The organism is Lysinibacillus telephonicus, from assembly GCF_003966145.1.
Taxonomy (GTDB): domain Bacteria; phylum Bacillota; class Bacilli; order Bacillales_A; family Planococcaceae; genus Ureibacillus; species Ureibacillus telephonicus.
The window spans coordinates 51,505-77,210 of the sequence record NZ_RXNR01000018.1 but is presented as its reverse complement, the minus strand read 5'-3'; the positions used below and the strand labels follow the sequence as shown (position 1 = coordinate 77,210).

26 protein-coding genes and 2 riboswitches are annotated in these 25,706 nt (G+C 35.5%); of the genes, 10 read left to right on the top strand and 16 right to left on the bottom strand.

Annotated elements, in window-relative coordinates; all coding sequences use genetic code 11:
- Window positions 1-179 precede the first annotated feature (179 nt).
- On the bottom strand, window positions 180-356 hold the full coding sequence (locus tag EKG35_RS20855) for a hypothetical protein (RefSeq protein WP_185807686.1): 177 nt from the start codon (window positions 354-356) through the stop codon (window positions 180-182).
- 69 nt (window positions 357-425) lie between these two features.
- Window positions 426-1,487: an A/G-specific adenine glycosylase gene (gene mutY / locus EKG35_RS08435; RefSeq protein WP_126294004.1), complete on the bottom strand. Its 1,062-nt coding sequence runs from the start codon at window positions 1,485-1,487 to the stop codon at window positions 426-428.
- Window positions 1,488-1,620: 133 nt separating this feature from the next.
- Here mutY and EKG35_RS08430 point away from each other — a divergent pair, with 133 nt between their 5' ends.
- On the top strand, window positions 1,621-2,607 hold the full coding sequence (locus tag EKG35_RS08430; RefSeq protein WP_126294003.1) for a metal-dependent hydrolase: 987 nt from the start codon (window positions 1,621-1,623) through the stop codon (window positions 2,605-2,607).
- Between the two features lie 223 nt (window positions 2,608-2,830).
- Here EKG35_RS08430 and EKG35_RS08425 read toward each other — a convergent pair whose 3' ends face one another.
- From EKG35_RS08425 to recX, 3 genes are read right to left on the bottom strand one after another with little or no spacing between them, the layout of a single operon-like run.
- The gene (locus EKG35_RS08425; RefSeq protein ID WP_126294002.1) at window positions 2,831-3,106 is read right to left on the bottom strand and encodes a YfhJ family protein; all 276 of its coding nucleotides are present in this window, start codon (window positions 3,104-3,106) and stop codon (window positions 2,831-2,833) included.
- 1 nt (window position 3,107) lies between these two features.
- A complete protein-coding gene (locus EKG35_RS08420) occupies window positions 3,108-3,437 on the bottom strand; it encodes a YfhH family protein (protein ID WP_126294001.1) in 330 nt (109 codons plus the stop codon).
- A complete protein-coding gene (recX, locus tag EKG35_RS08415) occupies window positions 3,430-4,239 on the bottom strand; it encodes a recombination regulator RecX (protein ID WP_126294000.1) in 810 nt (269 codons plus the stop codon). Before recX ends, EKG35_RS08420 begins: the two co-directional genes overlap by 8 nt.
- 286 nt (window positions 4,240-4,525) lie before the next feature.
- On the opposite strand from recX, the gene EKG35_RS08410 reads away from it, so the two are divergent.
- Entirely contained in the window at window positions 4,526-5,317 is a 792-nt protein-coding gene (locus EKG35_RS08410; protein WP_126293999.1) for a polysaccharide deacetylase family protein, read from the top strand.
- Window positions 5,318-5,507: 190 nt separating this feature from the next.
- On the opposite strand, the gene ribH is transcribed toward EKG35_RS08410, so the two are convergent.
- Genes ribH through ribE form a run of 3 tightly spaced genes read right to left on the bottom strand, consistent with a single transcriptional unit; the run spans window position 5,508 to window position 7,301 of the window.
- The gene (ribH, locus tag EKG35_RS08405; RefSeq protein ID WP_126293998.1) at window positions 5,508-5,975 is read right to left on the bottom strand and encodes a 6,7-dimethyl-8-ribityllumazine synthase; all 468 of its coding nucleotides are present in this window, start codon (window positions 5,973-5,975) and stop codon (window positions 5,508-5,510) included.
- A 36-nt stretch (window positions 5,976-6,011) separates the two neighbouring features.
- Window positions 6,012-6,632, bottom strand: coding sequence for a 3,4-dihydroxy-2-butanone-4-phosphate synthase (ribB, locus tag EKG35_RS08400; RefSeq protein ID WP_126293997.1), 621 nt, complete (start codon window positions 6,630-6,632; stop codon window positions 6,012-6,014).
- Window positions 6,633-6,659: 27 nt separating this feature from the next.
- Window positions 6,660-7,301: a riboflavin synthase gene (gene ribE, locus EKG35_RS08395; RefSeq protein WP_126293996.1), complete on the bottom strand. Its 642-nt coding sequence runs from the start codon at window positions 7,299-7,301 to the stop codon at window positions 6,660-6,662.
- Window positions 7,302-7,424: 123 nt separating this feature from the next.
- Window positions 7,425-7,560: riboswitch (FMN riboswitch) on the bottom strand.
- Between the two features lie 148 nt (window positions 7,561-7,708).
- A riboswitch (FMN riboswitch) is annotated at window positions 7,709-7,842 on the bottom strand.
- Window positions 7,843-8,028: 186 nt separating this feature from the next.
- Here ribE and rlmD point away from each other — a divergent pair.
- The 3 genes from rlmD (at window position 8,029) to def (ending at window position 10,295) form a co-directional block, all read left to right on the top strand.
- Complete coding sequence (gene rlmD, locus EKG35_RS08390) at window positions 8,029-9,399, top strand: 23S rRNA (uracil(1939)-C(5))-methyltransferase RlmD (RefSeq protein WP_410799688.1); 1,371 nt, start codon at window positions 8,029-8,031, stop codon at window positions 9,397-9,399.
- Window positions 9,400-9,544: 145 nt separating this feature from the next.
- Window positions 9,545-9,736 (top strand): helix-turn-helix transcriptional regulator, encoded by a 192-nt coding sequence (locus tag EKG35_RS08385; protein ID WP_126293994.1) that lies wholly within the window; start codon window positions 9,545-9,547, stop codon window positions 9,734-9,736.
- Window positions 9,729-10,295, top strand: a complete 567-nt coding sequence (gene def / locus EKG35_RS08380; protein WP_126293993.1) for a peptide deformylase — start codon at window positions 9,729-9,731, stop codon at window positions 10,293-10,295. Before EKG35_RS08385 ends, def begins: the two co-directional genes overlap by 8 nt.
- Before the next feature lie 238 nt (window positions 10,296-10,533).
- On the opposite strand, the gene EKG35_RS08375 is transcribed toward def, so the two are convergent.
- The 6 genes from EKG35_RS08375 to EKG35_RS08350 form a co-directional block, all read right to left on the bottom strand.
- Window positions 10,534-11,625 carry a DUF1648 domain-containing protein gene (locus tag EKG35_RS08375; RefSeq protein ID WP_126293992.1) on the bottom strand — a complete coding sequence of 364 codons (1,092 nt, stop codon included), beginning with the start codon at window positions 11,623-11,625 and terminating at the stop codon, window positions 10,534-10,536.
- Window positions 11,626-11,638: 13 nt separating this feature from the next.
- Window positions 11,639-12,016 (bottom strand): GntR family transcriptional regulator, encoded by a 378-nt coding sequence (locus tag EKG35_RS08370; RefSeq protein WP_126293991.1) that lies wholly within the window; start codon window positions 12,014-12,016, stop codon window positions 11,639-11,641.
- Between the two features lie 242 nt (window positions 12,017-12,258).
- Entirely contained in the window at window positions 12,259-13,917 is a 1,659-nt protein-coding gene (locus EKG35_RS08365; RefSeq protein ID WP_126293990.1) for a glycerol-3-phosphate dehydrogenase/oxidase, read from the bottom strand.
- 135 nt (window positions 13,918-14,052) lie between these two features.
- Window positions 14,053-15,543, bottom strand: coding sequence for a glycerol kinase GlpK (gene glpK / locus EKG35_RS08360; protein WP_126293989.1), 1,491 nt, complete (start codon window positions 15,541-15,543; stop codon window positions 14,053-14,055).
- 88 nt (window positions 15,544-15,631) lie between these two features.
- Window positions 15,632-16,435 (bottom strand): MIP/aquaporin family protein, encoded by an 804-nt coding sequence (locus EKG35_RS08355; RefSeq protein ID WP_126293988.1) that lies wholly within the window; start codon window positions 16,433-16,435, stop codon window positions 15,632-15,634.
- Window positions 16,436-16,951: 516 nt separating this feature from the next.
- Window positions 16,952-17,509 carry a glycerol-3-phosphate responsive antiterminator gene (locus tag EKG35_RS08350; RefSeq protein WP_126293987.1) on the bottom strand — a complete coding sequence of 186 codons (558 nt, stop codon included), beginning with the start codon at window positions 17,507-17,509 and terminating at the stop codon, window positions 16,952-16,954.
- Between the two features lie 121 nt (window positions 17,510-17,630).
- Here EKG35_RS08350 and EKG35_RS08345 point away from each other — a divergent pair, with 121 nt between their 5' ends.
- A complete protein-coding gene (locus tag EKG35_RS08345; protein WP_126293986.1) occupies window positions 17,631-17,999 on the top strand; it encodes a hypothetical protein in 369 nt (122 codons plus the stop codon).
- 63 nt (window positions 18,000-18,062) lie between these two features.
- Here EKG35_RS08345 and EKG35_RS08340 read toward each other — a convergent pair whose 3' ends face one another.
- The gene (locus tag EKG35_RS08340) at window positions 18,063-19,082 is read right to left on the bottom strand and encodes a TDT family transporter (RefSeq protein WP_126293985.1); all 1,020 of its coding nucleotides are present in this window, start codon (window positions 19,080-19,082) and stop codon (window positions 18,063-18,065) included.
- 254 nt (window positions 19,083-19,336) lie between these two features.
- Between EKG35_RS08340 and EKG35_RS08335 the strand changes: the two genes are divergently transcribed.
- Window positions 19,337-20,560: a saccharopine dehydrogenase family protein gene (locus EKG35_RS08335; protein ID WP_126293984.1), complete on the top strand. Its 1,224-nt coding sequence runs from the start codon at window positions 19,337-19,339 to the stop codon at window positions 20,558-20,560.
- The gene (gene nspC, locus EKG35_RS08330) at window positions 20,561-21,700 is read left to right on the top strand and encodes a carboxynorspermidine decarboxylase (RefSeq protein WP_126293983.1); all 1,140 of its coding nucleotides are present in this window, start codon (window positions 20,561-20,563) and stop codon (window positions 21,698-21,700) included. It abuts the gene before it with no gap.
- Between the two features lie 62 nt (window positions 21,701-21,762).
- Here nspC and EKG35_RS08325 read toward each other — a convergent pair whose 3' ends face one another.
- Complete coding sequence (locus EKG35_RS08325; protein ID WP_126293982.1) at window positions 21,763-22,941, bottom strand: MFS transporter; 1,179 nt, start codon at window positions 22,939-22,941, stop codon at window positions 21,763-21,765.
- 426 nt (window positions 22,942-23,367) lie between these two features.
- Between EKG35_RS08325 and EKG35_RS08320 the strand changes: the two genes are divergently transcribed.
- Together EKG35_RS08320 and EKG35_RS08315 are read left to right on the top strand one after the other, a co-directional pair.
- Window positions 23,368-23,565, top strand: coding sequence for an SE1561 family protein (locus EKG35_RS08320; protein ID WP_126293981.1), 198 nt, complete (start codon window positions 23,368-23,370; stop codon window positions 23,563-23,565).
- A 134-nt stretch (window positions 23,566-23,699) separates the two neighbouring features.
- On the top strand, window positions 23,700-25,250 hold the full coding sequence (locus EKG35_RS08315) for a fumarate hydratase (RefSeq protein WP_126293980.1): 1,551 nt from the start codon (window positions 23,700-23,702) through the stop codon (window positions 25,248-25,250).
- The last annotated feature ends 456 nt before the right edge of the window (window positions 25,251-25,706 follow it).

The window sequence follows — 25,706 nt, the reverse complement described above, 5'->3', positions numbered from 1 at the left end:
CGCGGAAAGCGTCCGCCGAAACGGAAATCAACTAACTTATTCAAAAAGGGTTATTAATTTTATTTTAAAAGAAAAAAGACTGTAGGCAAACTCGAATTTTCGAGTTTGTCTACAGTCTGAGGTATAGACATAATGTCTATACCTGTAAAGTGAATTTGCTATCCACTTGTTTAAGCATTTTAGTTATTATCATTGTTATTTTGGTTGTTATTATTGCGTTGGTTGTTGCGTTGATTTTGGTTTTGCTTTTGGTTTTGTTGACGTACTTGTTGGAAATCTTGATCAACTGCAAATTCTTCACGGTTGTTGTTATTGTTGTTGTTATTGTTATTGTTGTTGTTGTTTTTTCTCGCCATCTCAATTCACCTCCGTGCTAATTATTGTGGTCTGATGAATTGAAGATTATTCGAGTTTGATGAAATTAGTTAATTCAGAACATTCAAAATTTTCAACATTGGCACAGGCATTGGCAATTGATTAATTTGCTCCTTTGAATAGAAGCAAACATTTTCGGGTAAATCGGTCGCCTTTACTATCTTTACTAGGTTGCAATTCATTTCCCAAGTTAAGTGAGAAAATACATGTTTAAACGTCAATAAATTATCATTTACAAAGTCCATTATGTCCACATTGTAGTTTAACTGAAATTCATCACTCGATTTTAAAACTGATTCTTTGCTAATTTCAATCATTGGGAACTGCCACATATTAGCAAGCAACCCTTCGTCAGGGCGTTTTTCTAATAAGTATCGACCATTTTCATCATACCCAACATAGACATCATATTTTATTTTTTTATTTTTAATTTTTTTAGTTTTTATAGGCAACTGATCTGCATCACCCTCTTGAAATGCTATACAATAATCTCTAACTGGACAAAGTAAACATTTTGGAGATGTCGGTGTACAAATCATTGCGCCTAGATCCATTAAACCTTGGTTAAAGTCTCCTGGTCGTTGTGGATCAATTAACATGTCTACCGCTTGTTCAAATATTTTTCTAGTTTTCGGCAGTGCAATATCTTCTTTAATATGTAGAGCTCTACTTAAAACTCGCATTACATTACCGTCTACTGCATGTTCTGCCTTATTGTAGGCTATACTTAAAACAGCCCCTGCTGTATAAGGACCAACACCTTTTAATTTCGAAATATCATGCCGATTGTCAGGTACTTTTGCATCGTACTTTTCAACAACTTCTTTTACACCCGCTTGCAAATTCCGCGCTCTCGAGTAATATCCTAATCCTTCCCACATTTTTAAAAGTTCTTCTTGTGGGGCATAGGCAAGAGATTGCAAAGTAGGGTACTTTTTTAAAAACCTATTGTAATAAGGAATTACTGTATCGACACGAGTTTGTTGGAGCATTACTTCAGAAACCCAAATTTTATAAGGATCTGACGTGCGTCTCCATGGTAAATCACGTTTTTCTTTATTGAACCATTCGACTAAATTTTGTCGAAATAGTTCCTTATATTGATATTCCACAATAACCTCCAACTAATTACGATTTTAATTTTTGTAAAAAGGGTATAATATAAACATATGGATAAATGTAAAATTACCCAAAAACGTCAAGTATATGGCCAAATTTCCATCCATATACGAGGAGTTGATACACTTGGATTCAGGAACACATTTAGTAATGGGAATCGCTTTGGGCGGACTGGCTTTAGCAGACCCTGTCATAGCAGATAATTCGCTAAGTTTCACTGCCGTAATGGCTGGAACAATACTTGGTTCACAAGTACCTGACGTTGATACTGTATTAAAGCTGCGAAATAATGCAATTTATATAAGGCATCATCGTGGTATTACACACTCGATTCCAGCCGTTCTTTTATGGCCAATCGGAATTACTGCTATTTTATCGATAATTTTTCAAGAAACCAATATATTGCACTTATGGCTATGGACCTTCCTAGCAGTAATATTGCATGTATTTGTTGATATATTTAATGCATATGGTACTCAAGCACTTCGCCCATTTTCAAAAAAATGGGTAGCACTTGGTGTTATCAATACATTTGACCCAATTATTTTTGGATTACATTGCATTGGCATTTTGTTATGGGTTTACGGCTTTGACCCGGTAATAACGTTTAGCATTATGTACCTTATTATAATAGGTTACTATATATTACGATTTATCTTACAAGGTGCAGTTAAAAGAGCAGTTCATCATGCTATACAGGATGAGGAATATGTAATCGTAGCACCCACCATGCGTTTTTTCAACTGGCGAGTAGCAGCAAAGTCAAAAACACATTATTATGTTGGTCGTGCATATGGAAGAACGATTAATATTTATGACAAGTTTGAAATTCATCCCATTCCAAAAACTCCTATTGTTGAGAAGGCATTAGAGGATCATAATTTAGCTGCATTTGTTTCTTTTTCTCCTCTATACCGATGGGAAATTTCAGAATTTGAAAATGGCGTCACGGAAGTAAGGCTAATTGATTTAAGATATCGCAGCAATGACCGGTACCCTTTCGTAGCAGTAGCACATGTAGACGAAGATTTAAATATCGTAAATTCTTATACAGGTTGGATATATAGCGAAGATAAACTACAACGTAAATTGCAAATAGGGTCAAGCGATTAACAAAAATTAAATCCCCTGCAAAGTTCCGTATCTACGAAAACGCCATAAACTTTACCCGTCGCTTTGTTTTTGATGCAGTTTTAAAATTGCACATATGGGAAAGTTCAGACCGCGACTTTAAGAGGTTGGGCCAAGAGCTATACATTGTTATTCCTCTAACCGTGATGAGGAGTTGTCCACTTTTATTATGGACGACTCCTCTTTTTAATTCCCTATTTAATATCTATTGCAAGTTACCATCTTGTTCATCTAATAAATGAGCATATTTTGGATTTCGACCGGCAAACTCGTGAATTTTATCGCCATAGCTTGCAATCCATTGCTTCACTATTTTCTCTGTGTATTCTGCACCGCGATAGTCATACCCAGCTTTTGCATAAGTGGATTCGAAATCTGACCAAAGAAGTTCAATCCATGTCCGAGCTTTATTTACAGATAAATTCGGATTCTTGTCTGCTAATTGCTGTGTTAACTGTTCGATAATATGATTTGCATTCAATTTATTTCCCTTCCTTCACCGGTAAAAGAATCGAGATAGGTAATGCTTCTTCATATCGTTCTCCGCCTAAACGATATCCCCAAGCAAAACGCCCTTTTAAATACTCTACTTTAAAAAATTCTCCTGGTGCCCCGTCTATTCGGTAAATTTCACCGCTAATGATAGATTTCGGATCTATTAAATAAGCAGAAGCCATTATTGCTTTTCTTTCATATACTGCAAATTCGTTTACTATGCCAAGTTGTTCTGCTTTACGGGCTTTTTCTTTTAATTTTGCTATTTCTTCTCTTAATTCCTGTTCTGTCATTTGTGCATAATTTTTTTCATTCATGTTCTTGTGTCTCCTTTTCATCAATGAAACGCTCGATTACCTCTAGTGGAAAACCTTTTTGGTATAAGGCTTGTTTAACCTTCATATGCAACTCACTACCCATATATTTAGAGGTGTATTTTTTCCAAATTTTTTCACCTTGTATGTCAATCAGCTGTTGCCATTCTTCATCTTCTCGCTCTAATTGAATTTGGTCAAGTATTTCATTTATTATTGAAAAAGAATACCCTTTTCTCATAAGTATATCTTGCACTTTTTGCTTTACTTGCATAGGTGTTTTGGTGCTATTAGCTTTTATAGATTTTTGTGCAAGCTCCATGGCGATTTTCACTTGTTCTTCATATGTAAAAGTATCAAGCACTTTTATTTGTGTATCCTTATCGATGCCCTTTTTAATAAGGTCCTGTTTGATTGCACGCGGCCCTTTTTTAGCTGTCTTCTTTTTCGTTTCAAGAAGCGCTTTTGAATATGTTTCATCATTAAGGAATCCTAACTTTTCAAGTTTTCTAATCGCTTCTAAAATAACAGCCTCTCCAAAATCAGCATCTAAAAGCTTTTTCTTTACTTCATATTCACTTCGCATTTGATAACTTAAATAATGTAGTGCACGGTTAAATGCTTTTGAAATTTCATCTTCATAATTAATTTCATCTATTTCAAATTGGTCGAGTATTTTCCCTTTTGTTAAACCAAACTTTATAAGTGTAGCTTCATCGACAGCAAATGCAAAGTTTTCATTTAAATAAATATTATAACGCTCTGGATTATTTTTTTGACGACTTATTTTTGATATAACCTGCATATCTACACTCCTTCTACAGCATAGTATACATGTTTTTGTAGTTAGTTTCATTGAAAAGCATAAGTACCCTGTTTAGCTCAGATAAGAGCTGGTCGACAAAAATACAGCCTCCGTTGGCATTGTCAGCACTAGCAATCCGTGTGCGTCGGATGGACCTGACACGTGAGCAGGTGCAGACGCGACCTCGAGATGCTTTCACTGCTTGCACTAGATATTAACTTTCTTATTACCGAATAATGTACTTATTTTCGCACAAGATAAGCAAAAAGGAGGCTTTATTTTTTTTATGTGGAAACATCACATTTTTGGTTTAACCATTTGTGCAATAGTATTTACTATTGCTTTTAGTTTCGTTAAACCAAATGTTGCAAATGCAAACGCCTATCATTGGGGCTTTACTAAAGGAAAAGATGGAAAACCTGGAGAAGCAGGGGCTAAGTTTGAAAGAATTTTAAGTGAACACGGTGCATTTTATCGAGGAGATATAAACAAAAAAGTTATTTACCTTACTTTTGATAGTGGTTTTGAAAATGGGTTTACAGAAAGTATTCTCGACACTTTAAAGGAAGAAAATGTCCCTGCGACCTTCTTTTTAACAGGACATTATTTAACAAGTGCTACAGATTTAGTGAAAAGAATGATAAAGGAAGGACATATAATCGGAAATCATTCTTACGGACATCCCGATATGTCAAAGTTATCCGATGAAGCTTTAGTAGATGAATGGCATAAGTTTGATAACAAGTTAAAAGAATTAACTGGTATTAAGCGAACTTATTACGTTAGACCACCTAAAGGAATTTTTAGCGAACGTGATCTTCGTGTTGGCAATGAGCATGGCTATACCCATATATTTTGGGATACAGCATTTGTTGACTGGCATGCAGATTCCACAGTTGGATGGGAATATGCATATGATGAATTAATGGGTCAATTACATCCTGGAGCACTTATTTTATTGCATACTGTTGCAAAGCATAATGCAGATGCTCTACCTAAATTTATACAGGATGCAAAAAAGCAAGGCTATGAGTTTGGTTCATTAGATGATTTAGTTATGGATTCTTTATTTGAATAAAATAAACGGAATGCATCGTGCTCCTGCCGCTGCGCTTACGTCGCAAATAATACTGCTCCTGCCGCTGCGCTTACGTCGCAAAGATGGGCGATGAAGCTACAGACTCCTAATTATACATTTTATTTTAGAAACAAAAACAAACGCAAGAATGATGTTAAAAGTCAACATTCTTGCGTTATTTATTTGATCATTATTTAAACATTTTTTTCAAGTTTGCCATTTCAATTGCTGAAACTGCAGATTCATATCCTTTATTGCCAGCTTTTGTTCCTGCACGTTCAATTGCCTGTTCAATATTTTCAGTCGTTAAAACACCGAAAATAACCGGAACATTTGTATCCAGGGAAACTTTAGCAATGCCTTTTGCTGCTTCATTGCAGACATAGTCATAGTGTGAAGTAGCGCCGCGGATTACTGTACCCAATCCTATCACAGTGTCGTAATCTCCTGTTTCAGCCATTTGCTTTGAAATAAATGGTACTTCAAATGCACCTGGAACCCAAGCAATATCAATATTTTCCTCGTTAACTCCGTGTCTTTTTAGACCATCAAGTGCACCGTCTAATAATTTAGATGTAATAAATTCATTAAAACGTCCTACAACAATTCCTACTTTTAAATCAGTACCGATTAATTGTGCTTCAAATGTTTTGCCCATTTTTTATTTCTCCTTTTAAAAAACCAATTTTATTATTTATCTGTTAACAGTATTTTTTTCGCTAAGACGATATTTAACTAAATCTTCAATTGAAATAATTTTCAAGTTATGCACCTTCGAAAATTCAAGCAAACCATCCAACCGAAGCATTTTTCCGTCATCGCCCATAATTTCACAAATAACTCCTGCTGGATAGGATCCACATGCTTTTGCTAAATCAACTGCAGCCTCTGTATGTCCTCGTCTTTCTAAAACTCCATTATCCTTTGCTACTAAAGGAAACACATGTCCTGGTCTTCTAAACTGTTGGGGTTTTGCATTTTCGTTTATCATTTGAAGAATGGTAAACGAGCGCTCATACGCACTAATCCCAGTCGTTGTTTCAACATGATCTATACTTACAGTAAAAGCAGTTTGGTGATTATCCGTATTATTTTCAACCATTGCATGCAGTTCAAGTTTTTGTGCAAGTCCTTGGGAAATTGGTGTACAAATTAGTCCTCGGCCATATGCAGCCATAAAATTTATATTTTCAGGTGTTGCAAATTCCGCTAGGGATAATAAATCTCCTTCATTCTCTCTATTTTCATCATCCACTACAATGATGGTTTTTCCTTCTTTTAAATCTTTTAAAGCTTCTTCGATTGTGTGTAACATGAAAACCACCACCAATTTCTACTTATTTTAAAAACCATTTTGTCTTAAAAAGTCATACGAAATATTTGATTGTCTTTTATCGCTTTTTCTTAAATGATGTAATACATACTTGCCCAGCATGTCAGTTTCAATATTGACCTGCTGACCTATACCCTTCATCCCTAAAATTGTTTCAGCGTAAGTATGTGGTATAAGTGAAACAGTGACACTTTGTTCTGTCACTTTAAAAAGCGTTAAACTCGTCCCATCAATTGTAATCGAGCCTTTTGGAATACAGTTCTCCGTAAGTTCTTTCGGCACTTCAATGTCGATATAAACTGCATTTGATACCGCCCTTTTACTTCGAATTGTTCCAACACCATCAACATGTCCTGAAACAATATGACCTCCAAAACGGCCGTTTGCGCTCATAGCCCGCTCTAAATTAACAAAATCACCTTGCCTCAACATATGAATAGTTGTTGCTTTTACTGTCTCCGGCATAACATCAACAGTCATTTCTTCACTTGTTAAATGGGTAATCGTTAAACATACCCCATTGACTGCAATACTGTCTCCTAAATGGGCATCAGAAACTATTTTGGATGAGGCAATTGTAATTTCCATGCTTTTTTCATCTTTTTTTAGCCCAACCACTTTGCCTTTATCTTCTATAATTCCTGTAAACAAAATCTCACCTCTTTTATTTATAAAAATAAAAACCCCTTAGTGGATTCCTAAGGAGTTTGGGAGTATTTTAAAAAAGGCATAGTTAAATAAACCTTTTGAAAGTATATTTTTCAAAAAGTGCCTATCATCCTTCTCCCATCCAGACTTTAACTGTCGGCTTTGGATTCTCACCAAATCCTGCTCATTTGAGCTCGCGGGCTTAGAATAAATTTTATTCATCACCGCCGATTGGGAATTTCACCCGACCCCGAAGGACTAAGCTGAATCAAATTATTCAGCTATTATGAAATTATGTTAATTAAATAAAAAATCCCGACCTGATTAGGACCGGGATAAAGGTACTGTGTAAAAAATTGAATAACAAATAAGACTATTAAATATCATCATTTAATAGCAAGTCAATACTTACACTCCTTCTCCCATCCAGACTATACTGTCGGCTTTGGATTCGCACCAAATCCTGCTCATTTGAGCTCACGGGCTTAGAATAGTTTTATTCATCACCGTCGATTGGGAATTTCACCCGACCCCGAAGGAAATTTATTTAATTGATTTAAAGATACCACGAAATAATAAGATTATCCAATATATAATCTTTTGTTCGAAATAATATTACCGAGGCATACTTAGAATAAAGAGATTTCATCACTTGCTTTACCTTCTTGCTTCGTTATAATGGTTAAATGAACTTATTAAAGGACGTGAGCTTTTGAGCGAAAAAGTAACTATGGAAGTTGGACAAAAATTTCCTTTAACTATAAAACGACTTGGTATTAACGGTGAAGGTGTAGGATTTTATAAGCGAAATGTTGTATTTGTTAAAGGTGCGCTGCCTGGTGAAGAAGTAACTGTAAAAGTATCAAAAGTACAACGGAATTTTGCGGAAGCTGATATTTTAAATATAAGAAAGGCTTCAAGCAATCGTCAGGAACCGCTTTGTCCTATTTATAATGAATGCGGCGGCTGTCAGCTTCAACATCTAACATATGAAGGGCAATTAAAAGAAAAACGCGATATGGTTGTACAGTCCCTTGAAAAATACGTAAAATCAATAGCTGAAACAGTGGAAATTCGTCCTACTCTAGGAATGGACAACCCTTGGCACTACCGCAATAAAAGTAGTTTCCAAGTACGAAAAGAAGGAAAACGTGTTTATGCGGGACTTTTTGCAGAAGGAACTAATAAACTTCTGAATATTAATGATTGTGCAGTTCAACATCCGTTAACTTCAAAAATTACAGTTGGTACACGCAAAATATTGCAAAAGCTAAATATTTCGATCTACGACGGAAAATCACTTGATGGTTTGGTAAGAACAATCGTTGTTCGTACTGGAATTAAAACTGGGGAAACTCAAGTTTGTCTCGTAACGACAAGAAAAGATCTGCCACATAAAGAAGAACTAATTGAACGGATGTTAAAGATTGACCCAAGTATCGTGTCTATTACGCAAAACATTAACCGCGAAAAAACATCTCTTATTTTTGGAGATGAAACAATCGTTTTATACGGTAAAGAAACGATTCATGAAAAATTAGGTGAGCTTGCATTTGACCTTTCATCACGTGCTTTCTTCCAATTAAACCCCGAGCAAACCGTTCATCTATATGATGAAATTAAAAAAGCAGCAGCGCTTACTGGCAAAGAAAAGGTTGTTGATGCTTATTGCGGTGTTGGAACAATTGGATTATGGCTTGCTCCCCTTGCAAAAGAGGTTCGAGGTATGGATGTTGTACCCGAAAGTATTGAAGATGCGAAGAAAAATGCAAGAAATCACGGATTTAAACATGCCCGCTATTATACAGGGACAGCTGAAGAATGGTTAGCAAAGTGGAAAAGAGAAGGCTTTATTCCTGATGTCGTGACAGTCGATCCTCCACGCACAGGGCTTGCTCCAAGCTTTATTAAAACGGTAATGAAAATAAAACCAAAACGCTTCGTTTACACTTCTTGTAATCCATCGACTTTTGCAAAGGACTTACAAGAATTAACTAAACTATATAAAGTTGAATACATCCAGCCAGTCGATATGTTCCCACAAACTGCAAGGGTTGAGATTGTAGCAAAACTAACCCTTAAAAAGAATACAACTAAATAATTCTTGTTAAATGTCCTGAATTCGTTAAAAATCGAATTCAGGATTTTTGATTAAAAACACTGAATAAAATGTCCAATATATTGGACATTTTTAAAGTTATGTTTTACGATTAATGTCCAATACTTTAGACAAAAAGGTGATTAATTTGAAAAATATAATTAAAGTATTAAGGAAAAAATTAGGCATTACCCAAGAAGTTCTCGCTAAAGAATGCGGAGTAGTAAGACAAACTATTAATTGTATCGAAAATGATAAGTATGATCCCACTCTTGAATTAGCTTTTAAAATTGCAAAAGCGTTAAATAAAAAAGTAGACGAGGTATTTATTTATGACTAAATTCCATCTAGATTACATAATTACAATGAAAGACATAGTAAAAGAAGGGGCTTCAATATTACGCAAGAAGACTGAAGAGGTTGCACTCCCTGTCTCCAAAGAAGACAAAGATACATTATTATGTATGCTTCAATATTTGAAAAACAGCCAAGATCCAAATATAAATAAAAAATATAACCTCCGCCCAGGATCAGGACTATCCGCCAATCAAATTGGGCTTGATAAACGTATGTTTGCAGCGCTATTTGATAATGAAAGGTACATGTTAATTAATCCAAAAATTATTAGCCATTCTATCAACATGATTTATTTACCTCAAGGAGAAGGTTGCCTTTCAGTTGAGCGTGAGGTTAATGGATTTGTTCCGAGATATGAAAGAATTAAAGTGAAAGCATACGACATAACTGGGCAAGAAGTAATTTTCAAATTCCAAGGATATGGTTCAATTGTTGTCCAACATGAAATTGATCATTTAAATGGCATTATGTTTTATGACAGGATAAATCAAGAAAACCCATTTAAACTACCTGACAATGTGATTATTGAAAGTTTATATTAATTTAAGAAAAGCGCAAGCGGCCCCGCTTAGCCCCTAGTCGGTGAAAACGCCATATCATTTGGCATTGTCGGCACTTGCACATTCTTATGCTGCGGAGTGCCCGAATCGCGAAGCTTTTTTGGCTTTCGACCTAGTGCAGAACGCGACCTCTAGGGGCAAGACACTTTTCAAAATTTTATACTTTATTATTCAGTTAAAAAGCCATCTGAAAGCAACAAGTACTTTCAGATGGCTATAATTATAAAATCGAAATAACTATAATAATAATCAAAGGCACTAGTACAATTATATATCCTATTGGATTTGCAAAATTAATCGTCCAACCAACTCCAAAACGTTTTTCAACAAAAATTGATGGATCATTTTTATTGAAGTAGAACATACCGCCCTTCCAGTATTTATCCTCATCAATATCCATAATTTTTTCATCTTCTAAAATCTCAATTTCTTTATCAGAACGGCCAACCTTTAATCCAAAAATTAATGTTCCAATTAGAACAATTGCTAAGAAGAATAGAGGTAATGCAGCCATTGCATAATCTGAAGCAATATTAGGATGAATAGTTGTTAACTGGAAGTAACCCATTAACATAGTAATCACTAATACGACAAATAACATAAACCAGCTTGAATATTTTCTTAAAGATAATTGTCTATTGCGCGACGATTGTAAACCAGTTGCACTAAGTTTAATACCTGAATTTTTTGTTGCAATATGAATGCCTAAAAACATTAACTGCATGACTAATAAAAGCAAGGTTAATTGAATTGAAGAGAACGGCGTTTTTTCTGTAAAAGCATCAGGTTCTCCACTTGGACCCCAATGTGTTGGAATTTGATCTGGCAATAATTCGTAGTTTATTATTGTATAAAGCATAAAGCCAATAGTGATTAAAATCGGCATTAAATAAATGTACCACGGCAGCATTTCGTCTTGGCTGCGGACAGATAAATCTGTTACTTTCACCTGCTTTAAATTTTCTACCCATTTATTTTTACTTTTTAGCTGCTTAGTTTTCCCATGGTAGTAAAAATACCAGGAAACACTAATAAAAATAATTGCAAATTCAATGATTGTACCAGCTATTGCAACTTGCTCTTCTAAGCGTTCGTTAGTAAATGCCCAAATAATGTAGCCGCCTATGATGATTCCTGATAAAAGAGCCACACTAATTGAATATCTTTTTTTATATGCTTTTATTGTTGGATTTTGAGTATATTGATCCGGTATTGTCACTCCGAAGACTACTGTTCTTTTTACTAAATACGGTATTACTGTTTGAATAAAAGCGATAAATAGAGTAATTACTAAAAAAACTATAATCGACATGGAATTTCCTCCCTTACCTTTCCTTCATTTCTCCGATGATGGTGTTAATTAAACTTTTAATTTCTTCTTTACCCATCCCTAATACGAGCGCTTCTGCAAGATGGGGTTTTAATTCAGAGATTATTCTTTGTTTTGTCTCATTATTGATATTGTCAATCGGTGAAATCATCGCGCCCGATTTTGGAACAATTTTTATAACCCCTTTTTTCTCCAGCTCATGATAGCTTTTATTTACAGTGTGCATATTTACACCAAGGTCAGCTGCAAACGCTCTAACTGAAGGCAAAGAATGACCTGGTTGGATATCTCCCCGAGCAATTCCTTCAATTATTTGATTTGTTAATTGTGTATAGATTGGGATATCCGATTCTGTATCAATTTGAATTATCACATAAGCTCCTCCAATCTGTTCTATAAATAATATAACAAATCTGTTCTACATTGTCTATAACAAACTTTATATAAAAAATTAGCCACACTTAAATTTAACTTAGTATTCAAATTCCTAAAAAACATAAAAGCCTGCTAACAGTTTGAAGGAAGGGTGCTCCCCTTGTCTGCTAGTAGGCTATTGGATAGGTGTTTTGGTTCCAATTTATAGGAACACTTTTTTGTTAAAACTTTTACCTTGATTTAATTTTTCATAAACATCGTAGCACAATACAATTCATCCTCCAGCTCTTGCTGGAAGTTTGTTGTTAGCTGTTCAGACCAACTAAAGGACTTGGCCATGTAAGCCGCCACTTCATTCTTCCACTTTTTGACACTTTGAATATCAAATAATATTAAGCTCGTTCTCCTATTAAAGAAGTCGGTAGGGGTGCAAATCATTTCGTGTTCAATTGCATACTTTAGTTGCACAAAAAGAATTAGTGGAATTCCAGCCTCTTTTGCTTCATCAGCACTTTTTCTTGCTATCTCAAATAAAATTGGTGCATTCGAACCGTATTTAGTTAATAGTACAGTTAGCTCTTGTTCAGATAGTCCAGTATCATTTCCTTGCTGTTTTTGCTCATTTATATATGATAAAAACCCTAAAGACCCTCCAACATGACCTCCTGAAATCGGCAATTTGTACGTCAAACATTTATCAAAATACTTATAATTCTCCGAAACGAACTGCTTAGCAACTAAGTCAACAACATTTTCAGCCATTTTTCTATAACCTGTTAATTTCCCTCCAGCAATTGTAATCAAGCCTGAATTAGATATCCAAATCTCATCTTTTCTAGAAATCTCAGAAGCACTTTTCCCTTCTTGTTTTATTAAAGGGCGTACCCCTGCCCAGCCAGATTCTATATCATCTTTTGTAATATTTAGTGTTGGAAACATGTATTGAATCGCATTTAGGATATATTCGCTATCCTCTTCATTAATTTTTGGCTTGAGTGGACTTTCATCATACATTGTATCTGTTGTACCAACATATGTTTTACTATCACGTGGGATGGCAAAAACCATTCTTCCATCCGGTGTATCAAAATACACTGCTTGCTTTAAAGGAAAACGAGATTGATCAATTACTAAGTGAACACCTTTTGTTAATTGTAGGAATTTACCTTTATTAGATTTATCCATCTTACGTATCATATCTACCCATGGTCCTGTAGCATTTATTATTTTTTTAGCATAAACAGGAAATTCCTCTTCTGTTAACATATCTTTCGCTTGTACACCAATTAATTTTCCATTCTCATATTGTAATGATTGTGCTTTTGCATAGTTTAAAATGCATGCACCAAAACGAAATGCTTCCTTCATCACTTCAATTGTCAAGCGAGCGTCATCTGTACGATATTCAACATAATATCCTCCACCTATTAATCCCTGTTTTTTGATAAGAGGTGCTTTTTCAAGCGTTTCGACTGCAGAGAGCATTATACGTCTTTCTTGCTTTTTGACGCCTGCTAAAAAATCATACACACGTAGGCCTATCGAAGTTGAATACTTTCCAAATGTACCTCCCTTATAAATAGGCAACAACATCCATTCAGGAGTCGTTACATGTGGTCCATTTTCATACACAATCGCCCTTTCTTTTCCTACTTCTGCCACAACCCCTACTTGTAATTGTTTTAAATAACGCAATCCACCATGAACAAGTTTTGTTGAACGACTTGATGTACCAGCAGCAAAATCTTGCATGTCAATTAACCCGACTTTCATTCCTCTAGCGGCGGCATCTAAAGCAATACCTGCACCTGTAATCCCTCCGCCTATTACCAAGACTTCAAATGTAGTGTTTCTTAATTTCTCTATATAATCACTTCTTTTAATATTGCTAAATCCCACTCTCCTGTACCTCCTTTCATAAATCTAAAGAAAAAGAGACCACAAATCACACACCTCCATTAAAAGGCATGTATTTGTGGTCTCTCGAATATCCGCAACCAAAATTATTAACTTATTTTATAGTATATTATTGTTTTATTTAAATGTTCTAGTGCTTGCAACTGCCTTTTCCCAACCACTTACTAATTCGTTTCGTGTAACTTCATCCATTTTCGGCTGATAAGACTGATTAATTGCCCACTGAGAAGCAATTTCATTTTGACTTTCCCAGAAATCAACAGCTAATCCCGCTAAATAAGCAGCCCCAAGTGCAGTTGTTTCATTGATTTGTGGCACTTCCACTGGTACGTTTAAGATATCACTTTGGAACTCCATTAGGAAACTATTTTTTACAGCTCCACCATCAGCACGCAATGTTTTCAACGCAATCCCTGAATCTTTTTCCATTGCATCTAGTACAGCTTTTGTTTGATAGGCAAGTGATTCAACAGTAGCACGGACAAAATGGTCTTTTGTTGTACCACGTGTTAAACCAAATACTGCTCCTCTGGCATCACTATCCCAATAAGGGGTACCTAATCCAACAAATGCAGGAACGACATAAACACCATCTGTTGAATTAACTCTTCTACAATACTCTTCACTATCTGCAGCATCCTTGAACATGCGCAAGCCATCGCGTAACCACTGAACCGCAGACCCAGCTACAAAAATACTTCCTTCAAGAGCATATTCTACTTTGCCATTTAATCCCCAAGCAATAGTAGTTAATAATCCATGTTCTGATTTTACAGGTTTTTCCCCTGTATTCATTAACATGAAGCACCCTGTGCCATATGTGTTTTTTGCCATACCTGTTTCAAAACATGCCTGACCAAATAAAGCTGCTTGCTGGTCACCAGCAACACCCGCAATTGGTACTTCCTTTCCGAAGAAAAGATCTTCAGTTGTTGTTGCATAAATTTCTGATGAAGGACGCACTTCAGGTAGCATAGATTTAGGTATCTCTAATATTGATAAAAGTTCATCATCCCATTTTAAATCATAAATATTGTACATTAATGTACGGGATGCATTAGAATAGTCCGTAACATGCGCTTTTCCGCCAGACAGTTTCCAAATTAACCATGTATCAATCGTTCCGAAAAGCAGCTTGCCCTCTGCTGCCAAGTCTCGCGCACCTTCAACTTGATCTAGTATCCATTTCACTTTAGTTCCTGAAAAATAAGCATCAATTAACAATCCAGTTTTCGAACGAAACAGATCGTTATAGCCTTTGTTTCTTAAATCCTCGCAGATTTCATTTGTCTGACGTGATTGCCAAACAATTGCATTATAGATAGGTTGACCTGTTTCTTTATTCCATACAACTGTTGTTTCACGTTGATTTGTAATTCCAATACCGGCTATTTCTGACGATTTGATTCCTGACTCAGACAAACAGGAAGCAATTACTGATAATACAGATCCCCATATTTCATTTGGATTGTGCTCAACCCAACCAGGTTGTGGGAAAATTTGAGTAAACTCTTTTTGAGCACTATGAACAATATCTCCCTTTTTATTGAAAAGAATTGCTCTAGAGCTAGTAGTTCCTTGATCAATAGATAAAATATAATTTCCCATTCTCATTCCCCCAATTTTAAAATAATTGTTTTTTGCATCATCTTTCTTCCTTAATACATAAGCTTAAATTTACTGCGTTAACTGATGATCAAATTGTTCCAATTTTTTTAGGACTCATAATGTATGAAATAATTAAAATTATAATGGTAGCAATTAAAACAATCCAAAATTCTGTTGTCATTGTTTGGTTAAAAACAGCTTTATGGAATAATGCACCTAGTGAGCCTCCAAGTATTGGTCCTAAAACAGGAATCCAAGCATAACCCCAGTTTGATGACCCTTTACCTGCGATAGGAAGGATTGCATGGGCAATGCGGGGACCCAAATCACGGGCTGGATTAATCGCATAACCAGTAGTGCCGCCAAGCGACATCCCAATAGCAATAATTAGAACCCCTACTGCAATTGGGTTTAACCCTTCTGTAAATTCATTAGCTCCAATAAATTGAAGACCAAGTAATAATATAAATGTACCAATAATTTCACTTAATAAGTTCGAAAATGAATGAGGAATAGCCGGACCTGTTGAGAAAACACTTAACTTTGCACCTGGATCTTCGGTTTCTTTCCAATGAGGAAAATACTGAAGGAAAATTAGAGTAGCTCCAAGAATGGCACCTATCATTTGAGCTAAAATATAGCCCGGAACTTGACTCCATGCAAAATCCCCAGTAAATGCCAAACCGATTGTTACAGCCGGATTCAAATGTGCTCCACTAATACTTCCAACTGCATAAACACCTAAAGTAACACCCATCCCCCATGCAGCCGTAATGACTATCCAACCACCATTTTTTGCATAGGACTTCGTCAAATTTGCACCTGCACAAACCCCTGCGCCGAACAAAATTAAAATCATAGTCCCTAAAACTTCTCCCCAGAACGCTGACATTTAAATCTCCCCTTTGCATAAAATTTTTAAAACCATTACACCTTGGCGTAGTTGCACCTGTCGCTTAGCTTTCGGTACAGCTAATGTGTCGGGATTTCGGACTCGTGTTTAGGTCCGCACGAAACAGGTCAGTTAGCCTTTGCTGTATGATTGCTACGAACTTACGCTAACCTCCTAACTCCCCTACGAAATCCGGACATCCGCCAGAGGCTTTATCTTCATTCAGTCGGCGTTTGGACTCCCACTGAATAAAAGCAAAGTTTGCATTATCCCTCATCCTAGAGGTGAGAGTCTTTTCGGCGATTAAAGATAAAAAAGAGACACATAAATTACATCATCTCTCAAAGAGTGATGAATAAATGTGTCTCCTTTTCTCATCCACAATTATTAACTTACTTTGAGTATAAATTCGGGTGAAAGCGCTGTCAACATGTATTGAAGAAAAATTTTTTTATTAATTTTTTTCTAAATTAATCATAAATCCAAACTTTTTATCATACATTTATCATTTTTACATTAGTATAATTTTTGTGAGTAGTAATCCCATAGCTCAACTTTTGACGTTGTAATTGACACGGCTCCTGCTGATAATGCTTCCTCTACTTCATCAGCAGTTCGAATTAACCCCCCTGCAAAAATTGGGATATTAAATCTTTCAGACACTTCTTTAATCATATGTGGAACGGATCCAGGTAGAACCTCTATATAATCCGGTTCAGCTTTTTCAATACTTTTAAAGCTTCTTTCAATTGCATGGCTATCTATCATAAACATCCGCTGAACAGAGATAACATTACATTTTTTAGCTTGTTGGATAACACTAGATTTTGTTGAAATAATACCAAACGGCTTAAATTCCTGACATAAATATTGTGTCCCATACTCATCATTCTTCAACCCATTTATTAGATCAGCATGAAAAAACAACTGTTTCTTTGCTAGTTTGGCCATATGTGTTATGTGCTTAATTTGAGCAAGGTGTGTCTCCAATATCACTCCTATTTCAAAGGGTGACTCTAAAAACTTCTCAAACTGTTTTATCGAGGCTGGTGCAGGTAATATTTTTTGATTCATAAATCCCTTCCCCTTTATCCTCTTTAATTTGTTAAGCAACAGTAATTACCTGTTTTCTTCAATATATAAAAGATCATAGTAAAATATTAGTAAATTCGATTGATTAGTTTTACTTATAAATATGTGGTTAACTTTTTTACGTGGTTTCAGCTGCTTTTTACGTGGTTTGAGTTTCTTTTTACGCGGTTCTGCCTGTTTTTTACGCGGTTTCCACTACTATTTACGCGGTTTGCAGTTTTTACGCAGTTTCAGTTTCTTTTTACGCGGTTTGCTCAATTATTTACGCGGTTCTGTCCTTTTTTTACGCGTTTTGCACTCCTATTTACGCGGTTTGCAGTTTTTACGTGGTTTCAGCTGCTTTTTACGCGGTTTGACCGATTATTTACGCGGTTCTGTCTGTTTTTTACGCGGTTTTCACTACTATTTACGCGGTTTGCAGTTTTTACGTGGTGTACTACTATTTTACGCAGCTCTTACTTATTTTTACTAAGCTTAACTTCATGCTTACATTAGTTAACAAACAAAAAATCTGCTCATTTCGAAAACAAGCAGATTAATTAGTAGCTATCTTCCTTGGAACTAGAAACAGCACTATTTCAACAATTAATAAAACGAGAACAACCCAACCTAATCCATACATAAATTTTGTTTGAAAATATAATTCATACCTTCCTTCCGCATAGTTTATTAAATTGAAGGTAAAGTAATAAAACATCCCAAATGTAAAATTTCTAGACCATTGGGATATGTGATATGTAAAAATTGCTTTTCGTATTCCATAAAGTTTAACTCTTGATATTCCCCGCAGTATCTCAAATATCTCGACAATAATAAATAGACAAAAAACTACGAACCAAAAAATTAATAACAATTGAAATTCAATGGTTTGCGACAGAGTCATTGCCAGCCCTGTTATCGACAGTGCTCCATGAATAATACAATCAGTATTTCTCCATTCGTGAAGGCTAAAGTGTTTACATTTAAAACGAATGACTATGAGAACAATTGAAAATAAGTACAACACAATTCCCAATACTATAATCAAAATATTTGTTTTTTGAATAGTTTCCATTAATAAACAGGCAATTGATTGTGTACTAACAGTTGTTAATAGAATAACACCATGTAAATCATAAACGGCTCGATTTATAATAATCTTCTTTAATTGAAGACAACTAAATAGCATGTAAAGCAACCAAGCTATACAATTTAAATAAACAATATACTGAATTCCAATCACATTTGGAAAGTGTTGATGAATGAGTATTGTCATAACTGAAGTTGCTGCAATCCAAGTTCCCAATCCAAAGCTTTGTATAGATTGGTTCCATAAATTCTTTAAAAAATCGACAATAAATATTGAACGAATAAAGCGAACCAAAATGATAATCCAAGTAATCAATACTATAACAAATAACAAGTCAAATAGTTGTTCTATATATGAAAACTGATGTATTGCCCCTAATAAGAAAATCCCCATTGCCATAATCATTGCACCAGAAGCTACATCAATCGTTTTTTCTGTTTTTCCTATCATTCTGCTTCCACACCCAACATCTTTAATAATACTCATTATATACGTTGAAAGTTGTATGACGAAATCAATTTAAAGCAACATAATTTTCACTTTTTTGTTTACTCTATATATGAAGCTGGATTTACAATTGAAATCTTTTTAGTTAATTGGTAAAAATATTTTCTATTTTTAATATAAATTTTGTCGAAAAATAATTGATACGTAAAAAATTATTCTGTATAATCTGTTTTATTGTGTTTTAATAATTAGCCTTAAAATACGAGGCTTATACTTAAGGGGGTAATAAGGAATTGGGTAAAGCATTGATTATTGGAGCTGGTGGTGTAGCTAGCGTAGTGGTACACAAATGTGTACAAAATTCAGAAGTGTTCGAGGAGATTATGATCGCTAGTCGAACTAAGTCAAAATGCGACGCTTTAAAGGAAAAATTAGACGGCGGTAAAACAATTATCCATACAGCACAAGTTGATGCGGATAATGTTGACGAACTTGTTGAATTAATCAATGGATTTAAACCAGATGTGGTAATTAACGTAGCTTTACCATATCAAGACTTAACAATTATGGATGCATGTTTAGAAACAGGTGTGCATTATGTAGATACTGCAAACTATGAGCCACCTGAAACAGCTAAATTTGAATATAAATGGCAATGGGCTTACAAAGAAAAGTTCGAAAAAGCTGGACTTACAGCTTTATTAGGTAGCGGATTTGACCCAGGTGTAACAGGTGTATTCAGCGCTTACGCATTAAAACACCATTTTGATGAAATTCATTACATCGATATTTTAGATGCGAATGCTGGTGACCATGGTTATCCTTTTGCAACAAACTTCAACCCAGAAATTAACATCCGTGAAATTACAGCAAACGGACGTTACTGGAAAGAAGGCAAGTGGGTAGAAACTGAACCTTTAGAATACAAAGAAGTTTATAACTTCCCTGAAATTGGACCTAAAGATATGTACCTTCTATACCATGAAGAACTAGAATCTTTAGCAAAAAATATTACAGGAATTAAACAAATCCGTTTCTGGATGACATTCTCTGAAAAATATTTAACTCACTTACGAGTTTTAGAAAACGTTGGAATGACATCTATTGAACCAATCGAATTTGAAGGACAAATGATTCAACCACTTCAATTCTTAAAAGCTGTTTTACCAGATCCAGCTTCACTTGGACCTCGTACAAAAGGTAAAACAAATATCGGTTGTATTTTCCGTGGAATTAAAGACGGGAAAGAAAAAACTTACTATGTGTATAACGTATGTGACCATGAAGAATGCTACCGCGAAGTTGGCAGCCAAGCAATATCTTATACAACAGGTGTACCAGCAATGATTGGTGCAATGCTTGTTATGAATGGTGAGTGGCAAAAACCTGGTGTATGGAACGTGGAAGAGTTCAATCCAGATCCATTCATGGAAGCATTAAATAAATGGGGTCTTCCATGGCAAGAAAGTCATAACCCTGAACTACTTGACCTTGACCTAGAAAAAGAGGCAAAGTAAATGAAAACGATTGATTGGAACCAAGCACCGTCACCTAGTTATGTAGTGGACGAGCGCTTGCTTGAGCGTAACTTAGAAATTTTAAAATCTGTACAAGATCGTACAGGTTGTGATATTTTGCTAGCATTAAAAGGCTTTTCAATGTTCTCAACTTTCCCTATGGTACGCAAGTATTTAAAAGGGATTACTTCAAGTTCATTATTTGAAGCCCGTCTTGGATTTGAAGAGTTCGGCAAAGAGGTGCATGCATATGCACCTGCTTATGCGGAACATGAAATTGATGAGTATTTAAAATATGTGGATCATATTGTGTTCAACTCATTTGACCAATTAAACAAGTACAAAGAAAAAGTACAAAGTTTGGACAAGCACGTATCAATTGGATTACGTGTAAACCCTGGCTATTCTGAAGTTGAAACAGAGCTTTACGATCCATGTGCTCTAAACTCTCGATTAGGAATTCCTTTTGAGCAGTTCCGTCCAGATGAATTAGACGGTGTTGAAGGAATTCATTTCCATGCAATGTGTGAGCAAAACTCTGATGTGCTGGAACGTATTCTTCCACATTTTGAGGAAAAATACGGCCCTTATTTACATCAAATGAAATGGGTGAACTTTGGTGGAGGCCACCATATCACTCGCCCTGATTATGATGTAGATAAGCTTGTAAATTTAATTAATTATATTAAAGAAAAATACGATGTTCATGTTATTTTAGAGCCAGGTGAAGCAATTGCTTTAAATACTGGCTACTTAGTAACAACTGTACTTGATGTTGTGAAAAACGGTATGGAAATTGCCATTTTAGATTCTTCGGCAACATGTCATATGCCAGATGTTCTTGAAATGCCTTACCGTCCACAAATTATCGGAGCAAGTACACCAAACGACAAACCATACACATATCGCCTTGGCGGTATGACATGTCTAGCTGGAGATGTGATTGGTGACTATTCATTTGATAAGCCTCTAAAAGCTGGAGATAAAGTAATTTTTACAGACATGGCACACTACACAATGGTGAAAAACCATATGTTCAATGGTGTAAACTTGCCTAGCATTTGCTTATACAATGAAGAAGAAGGCGTAAAAGTTGTTCGTAAATTCGGTTATGAGGACTACAGAAATAGACTTTCATAAGTCAGTACAAGTTTAGAAACAAAGGCTCTACATGAGAGGTTTCTCGTGTAGAGCCTTATTATTTAATCTGTTATAGTTTTTAATTTTTTTCCAAAGAAAAAGACAATACAATACATAATTATTAATATAGCTGCGATAAATAGTAAAAAACTAATCGTTTGAACTAATTGTAAATACAAACCCCCAATAAACGGTCCAGTGAGGCTTCCTAAGCTGAAGAAAATCCCACATAGTAAATTTCCTGTTGGCAAAAGCTCTTTAGGTGTAAGTTCAGCCATATATGTAATACCCATTGAGAAAAGCGATCCTAGGAACATACCCGATAATAAAAATACCGCCACAACTACAGGCTGAAATTGTTCTAGTAAACTACCAACGCTAAAAATAACTGCCCCTGCAAAAAATGTTACTAATATAACCTTTCTTCTTCCAACCTTATCTCCAATAATTCCTATAGGTACTTGCGTTAAAATTCCTCCTATTGAAAATGCGGCTAAAATAACTGACACGATAGATACATCAAACTCTTTTCGTAGGGCATACACTGGAAACAAGGCATTCAATGATGTTTCTAATACGCCATATACAAATGGCGGCAGAAACGCAACCCATGCATACTTAAACGATAACTTATATCGAGTAATACTATTTGTTTCATTACTATCCCCTTTCAATACTTCTGGATGTTCATTTCGAACAAAAAATACTGAAGACCACGCAATTATGCAAAGTATTGAAGATAAAATAAATGGAAGTGCTTGGGAAATTTCTACAAGGTTTACCATTAACGGTCCAACTGCAAAACCAACACCGAAAGACAAACCATATATGGACATACTTTTTCCTAAGCTCCCTTTAGGGGCAGAGCTAGTTAGCCATGTTTGAGTGGCAAAATGAAGACAATGATCCCCAATACCTATAAGTAAACGTAAAATAAACCAAAACAAAACGTTTTGCCAAAGTGGAAATAATAATAGTGAAATAAAAACGATTGCTCCTCCAACTACAATAACGGATTTATACCCAAATTTTCTTAATGGTTGTTCTATGAATGGTGAAATCAATAATGTTCCTATGTATAATCCAGTAGCATTTAATCCATTTAGTGTAGAAGAAACACCGTCTTTTTCAAAAATCACGGAAATTAGCGGTAATAGCATACCTTGCGAAAATCCTGAAATTGAAACAATGGCTATTAAAGTCCAAAATCTTCGTTGTTCGTATTTTTCTGTTGTTAACATGCCTGCCCTCCAACATACATCATCCCAAATCTGCGATACTATGTTAACATATCAAGTGGAAAATAGCTTCAAAATTTTCCAAATAAAAAACCCTAGCGACATCAAATCGAATGTTCGCTAGGGTCTTTACATTTCAGATAACTCCATTTTCAGTTGCATAAACTCCAATTCGGCCATTCGATAGCCGAAAAATTGTTTAAACTCCCTCCTTTTCATAGATTGAGTGAGCATTTATCTTCCGACCATCTCCTTTACTTATAAGTATTATTAATTTATCACATAAAACCATTTGTGTAAATATTCAGAATAAAAAAATAACTTAAATGATTCAATGGACCCATTTCAAATCCTAAGCTTTATTTCAACATAACAATTGAACATAGGCTATAAATTCGCTATGATGGTCATGACGAAAGAGGTGGATTTATGTCGAACCCAATAACTGATAAAAATAAACAAGTCAATTATTTAAAAGAACGTCTTCAAATTTTCGTCGAGGTTTTAGATGCTATCGATCCTGAAACTGCTGATATTGAAGATATCGATCGACTTATCAAAATTATCGATGATGTTGAGGAGAAAATGGACCAATTCCATAACCGCAATGAATTGACAAACGAGTAACAAATAGGCCAAGCAACAATGCTTGGTTTCTTTTTCTAGCAAGACTATTAAGCTATCACACTTTTTTTCATGAAATTAAAAAGGTATAATAATGCTTGGAGTGTAAATTTCAAATATTCTGGGGGGAATATATAATGTCACAAGTGGCAACATCCTATTTACAAACTTTAGAAAAAAGCCTTTATGATTTAGTAACTGAAACGTCAACAAATTTACCTGCAGACGTTCGCCGTGCAATTAAAAAGGCAAAAGAAGCAGAAAATGCAGGCACTCGTGCTGCAATGAGTTTAGACACAATTACTAATAACATCGTAATGGCGGAGGATAACGTATCACCAATCTGCCAGGATACAGGCTTACCTACTTTTAAAGTAAAAACTCCTGTTGGCGTAAACCAAATCGAAATTAAAAAAATGATTCGCAATGCTGTAGTTCGAGCTACAAAAGATGCAAAATTACGTCCAAACTCTGTTGACTCATTAACGGGTAAAAACAGTGGGGATAATTTAGGTGAAGGTGTACCTGTAGTTAAATTCGAACAATGGGAAAAAGACTACATAGAAGTAAAGCTAATTCTAAAAGGCGGCGGCTGTGAAAACAAAAACATTCAATACAGCTTACCTTGTGAATTAGAAGGTCTTGGCCGTGCTGGTCGTGACTTAGACGGAATCCGTAAATGTATTCTACATTCAGTATGGCAAGCACAAGGACAAGGCTGTTCAGCTGGATTCATCGGTGTAGGTATCGGAGGAGATCGTTCTTCTGGATATGATCTTGCGAAGGAACAACTATTCCGACATGTTGATGATGTTAATCCAAATCCTGATTTAGCAAAATTAGAAGAATACATCGTAGAAAAAGCAAATACATTTGGTGTTGGAACAATGGGCTTTGGTGGTGAAGCAACATTACTAGGCTGTAAAATTGGTGTAATGCACCGTATACCGGCATCATTCTATGTATCAGTAGCGTATAACTGCTGGGCTTACCGTCGTATGGCAATTGATATCGACGCAAATACAGGCGAAATCATTAAATGGCATTACCAAGAAGGCGAAAAAATCTCTTTCCGTGACGAGCCAAAAACTGAAACAAAATCTGAAAGTAAAGTAGTAGAATTAAAAGCACCTATTACTGAAGAGCAAATTCGTGAACTTAAAGTTGGGGACGTTGTTAAAATTAGCGGCCGTATGTATACTGGACGCGACGCAATCCACCACCATCTAATGAGCCACGATGCACCAGTTGATCTAAACGGTCAAATTATTTATCACTGCGGACCTGTAATGGCAAAAGACGAAAACGGCAACTGGACAGTTAAAGCTGCTGGTCCTACAACGTCAATTCGTGAGGAGCCATACCAAGGCGACATCATGAAAAAATTCGGCATCCGCGCTGTAATTGGTAAAGGTGGTATGGGACCAAAAACTTTAGCTGCACTTAAAGAACACGGCGGTGTTTACTTAAATGCAATTGGTGGAGCTGCTCAATACTACGCTGACTGTATTAAATCTGTTGACGGTGTTGACTTACAAGAATTCGGTATTCCTGAAGCAATGTGGCACCTAACTGTTGAAGACTTCACAGCGGTAGTAACAATGGACTCACACGGCAACTCATTACACGCAGACGTTGAAAAATCATCACTAGAAAAACTTTCGCAGTATGCGGAGAGAGTATTCTAAATAAAAAGAGAAAATTTTATACTTTGAAACACTATACTCAGAAGTTTTTATTTTATCTCCGCTGCGCGAAAGGCGAAGCCGACAGCGATAACCGCAGAGAGAGTATTCTAATAAAGAAAGGTATTCTTTTTCATAAGTATTCTTTATTATAAGCTTTTATTTTAACTCTGCTGCGCGAAAGGCGGAGCCGACAGCGCTAACGCGGAGAGAGTTTTCTAAATAAAAAGAGAAAATTTTATACTTTGAAACATTATACTCAGAAGTTTTTATTTTATCTCCGCTGCGCGAAAGGCGAAGCCGACAGCAAAAAACACAACTTACCAAGTTAACATTTTAAGCTCGTAAGAATCCCATTCTTACGAGCTTTTTTTATTTCCCTGTCCCCCTCTTCAACTCAATCTAAGAAGTAAACTTTCTTCACATTTCTTCTAAAAGGAATTTAATTAGTTTTACATT

What these genes read in the sequence shown, in the direction of transcription:
- EKG35_RS20855 (WP_185807686.1), bottom strand. Translation starts at nt 356, where the DNA reads ATGGCGAGAAAAAACAACAACAACAATAACAATAACAACAACAATAAC.
- EKG35_RS08420 (WP_126294001.1), bottom strand. Translation starts at nt 3,437, where the DNA reads ATGAATGAAAAAAATTATGCACAAATGACAGAACAGGAATTAAGAGAA.
- recX (WP_126294000.1), bottom strand. Translation starts at nt 4,239, where the DNA reads ATGCAGGTTATATCAAAAATAAGTCGTCAAAAAAATAATCCAGAGCGT.
- EKG35_RS08410 (WP_126293999.1), top strand. Translation starts at nt 4,526, where the DNA reads ATGTGGAAACATCACATTTTTGGTTTAACCATTTGTGCAATAGTATTT.
- ribH (WP_126293998.1), bottom strand. Translation starts at nt 5,975, where the DNA reads ATGGGCAAAACATTTGAAGCACAATTAATCGGTACTGATTTAAAAGTA.
- ribB (WP_126293997.1), bottom strand. Translation starts at nt 6,632, where the DNA reads ATGTTACACACAATCGAAGAAGCTTTAAAAGATTTAAAAGAAGGAAAA.
- rlmD (WP_410799688.1), top strand. Translation starts at nt 8,029, where the DNA reads ATGGAAGTTGGACAAAAATTTCCTTTAACTATAAAACGACTTGGTATT.
- def (WP_126293993.1), top strand. Translation starts at nt 9,729, where the DNA reads ATGACTAAATTCCATCTAGATTACATAATTACAATGAAAGACATAGTA.
- EKG35_RS08375 (WP_126293992.1), bottom strand. Translation starts at nt 11,625, where the DNA reads ATGTCGATTATAGTTTTTTTAGTAATTACTCTATTTATCGCTTTTATT.
- glpK (WP_126293989.1), bottom strand. Translation starts at nt 15,543, where the DNA reads ATGGGAAATTATATTTTATCTATTGATCAAGGAACTACTAGCTCTAGA.
- EKG35_RS08355 (WP_126293988.1), bottom strand. Translation starts at nt 16,435, where the DNA reads ATGTCAGCGTTCTGGGGAGAAGTTTTAGGGACTATGATTTTAATTTTG.
- EKG35_RS08350 (WP_126293987.1), bottom strand. Translation starts at nt 17,509, where the DNA reads ATGAATCAAAAAATATTACCTGCACCAGCCTCGATAAAACAGTTTGAG.
- EKG35_RS08345 (WP_126293986.1), top strand. Translation starts at nt 17,631, where the DNA reads ATGTGGTTAACTTTTTTACGTGGTTTCAGCTGCTTTTTACGTGGTTTG.
- EKG35_RS08340 (WP_126293985.1), bottom strand. Translation starts at nt 19,082, where the DNA reads ATGAGTATTATTAAAGATGTTGGGTGTGGAAGCAGAATGATAGGAAAA.
- nspC (WP_126293983.1), top strand. Translation starts at nt 20,561, where the DNA reads ATGAAAACGATTGATTGGAACCAAGCACCGTCACCTAGTTATGTAGTG.
- EKG35_RS08325 (WP_126293982.1), bottom strand. Translation starts at nt 22,941, where the DNA reads ATGTTAACAACAGAAAAATACGAACAACGAAGATTTTGGACTTTAATA.
- EKG35_RS08320 (WP_126293981.1), top strand. Translation starts at nt 23,368, where the DNA reads ATGTCGAACCCAATAACTGATAAAAATAAACAAGTCAATTATTTAAAA.
- EKG35_RS08315 (WP_126293980.1), top strand. Translation starts at nt 23,700, where the DNA reads ATGTCACAAGTGGCAACATCCTATTTACAAACTTTAGAAAAAAGCCTT.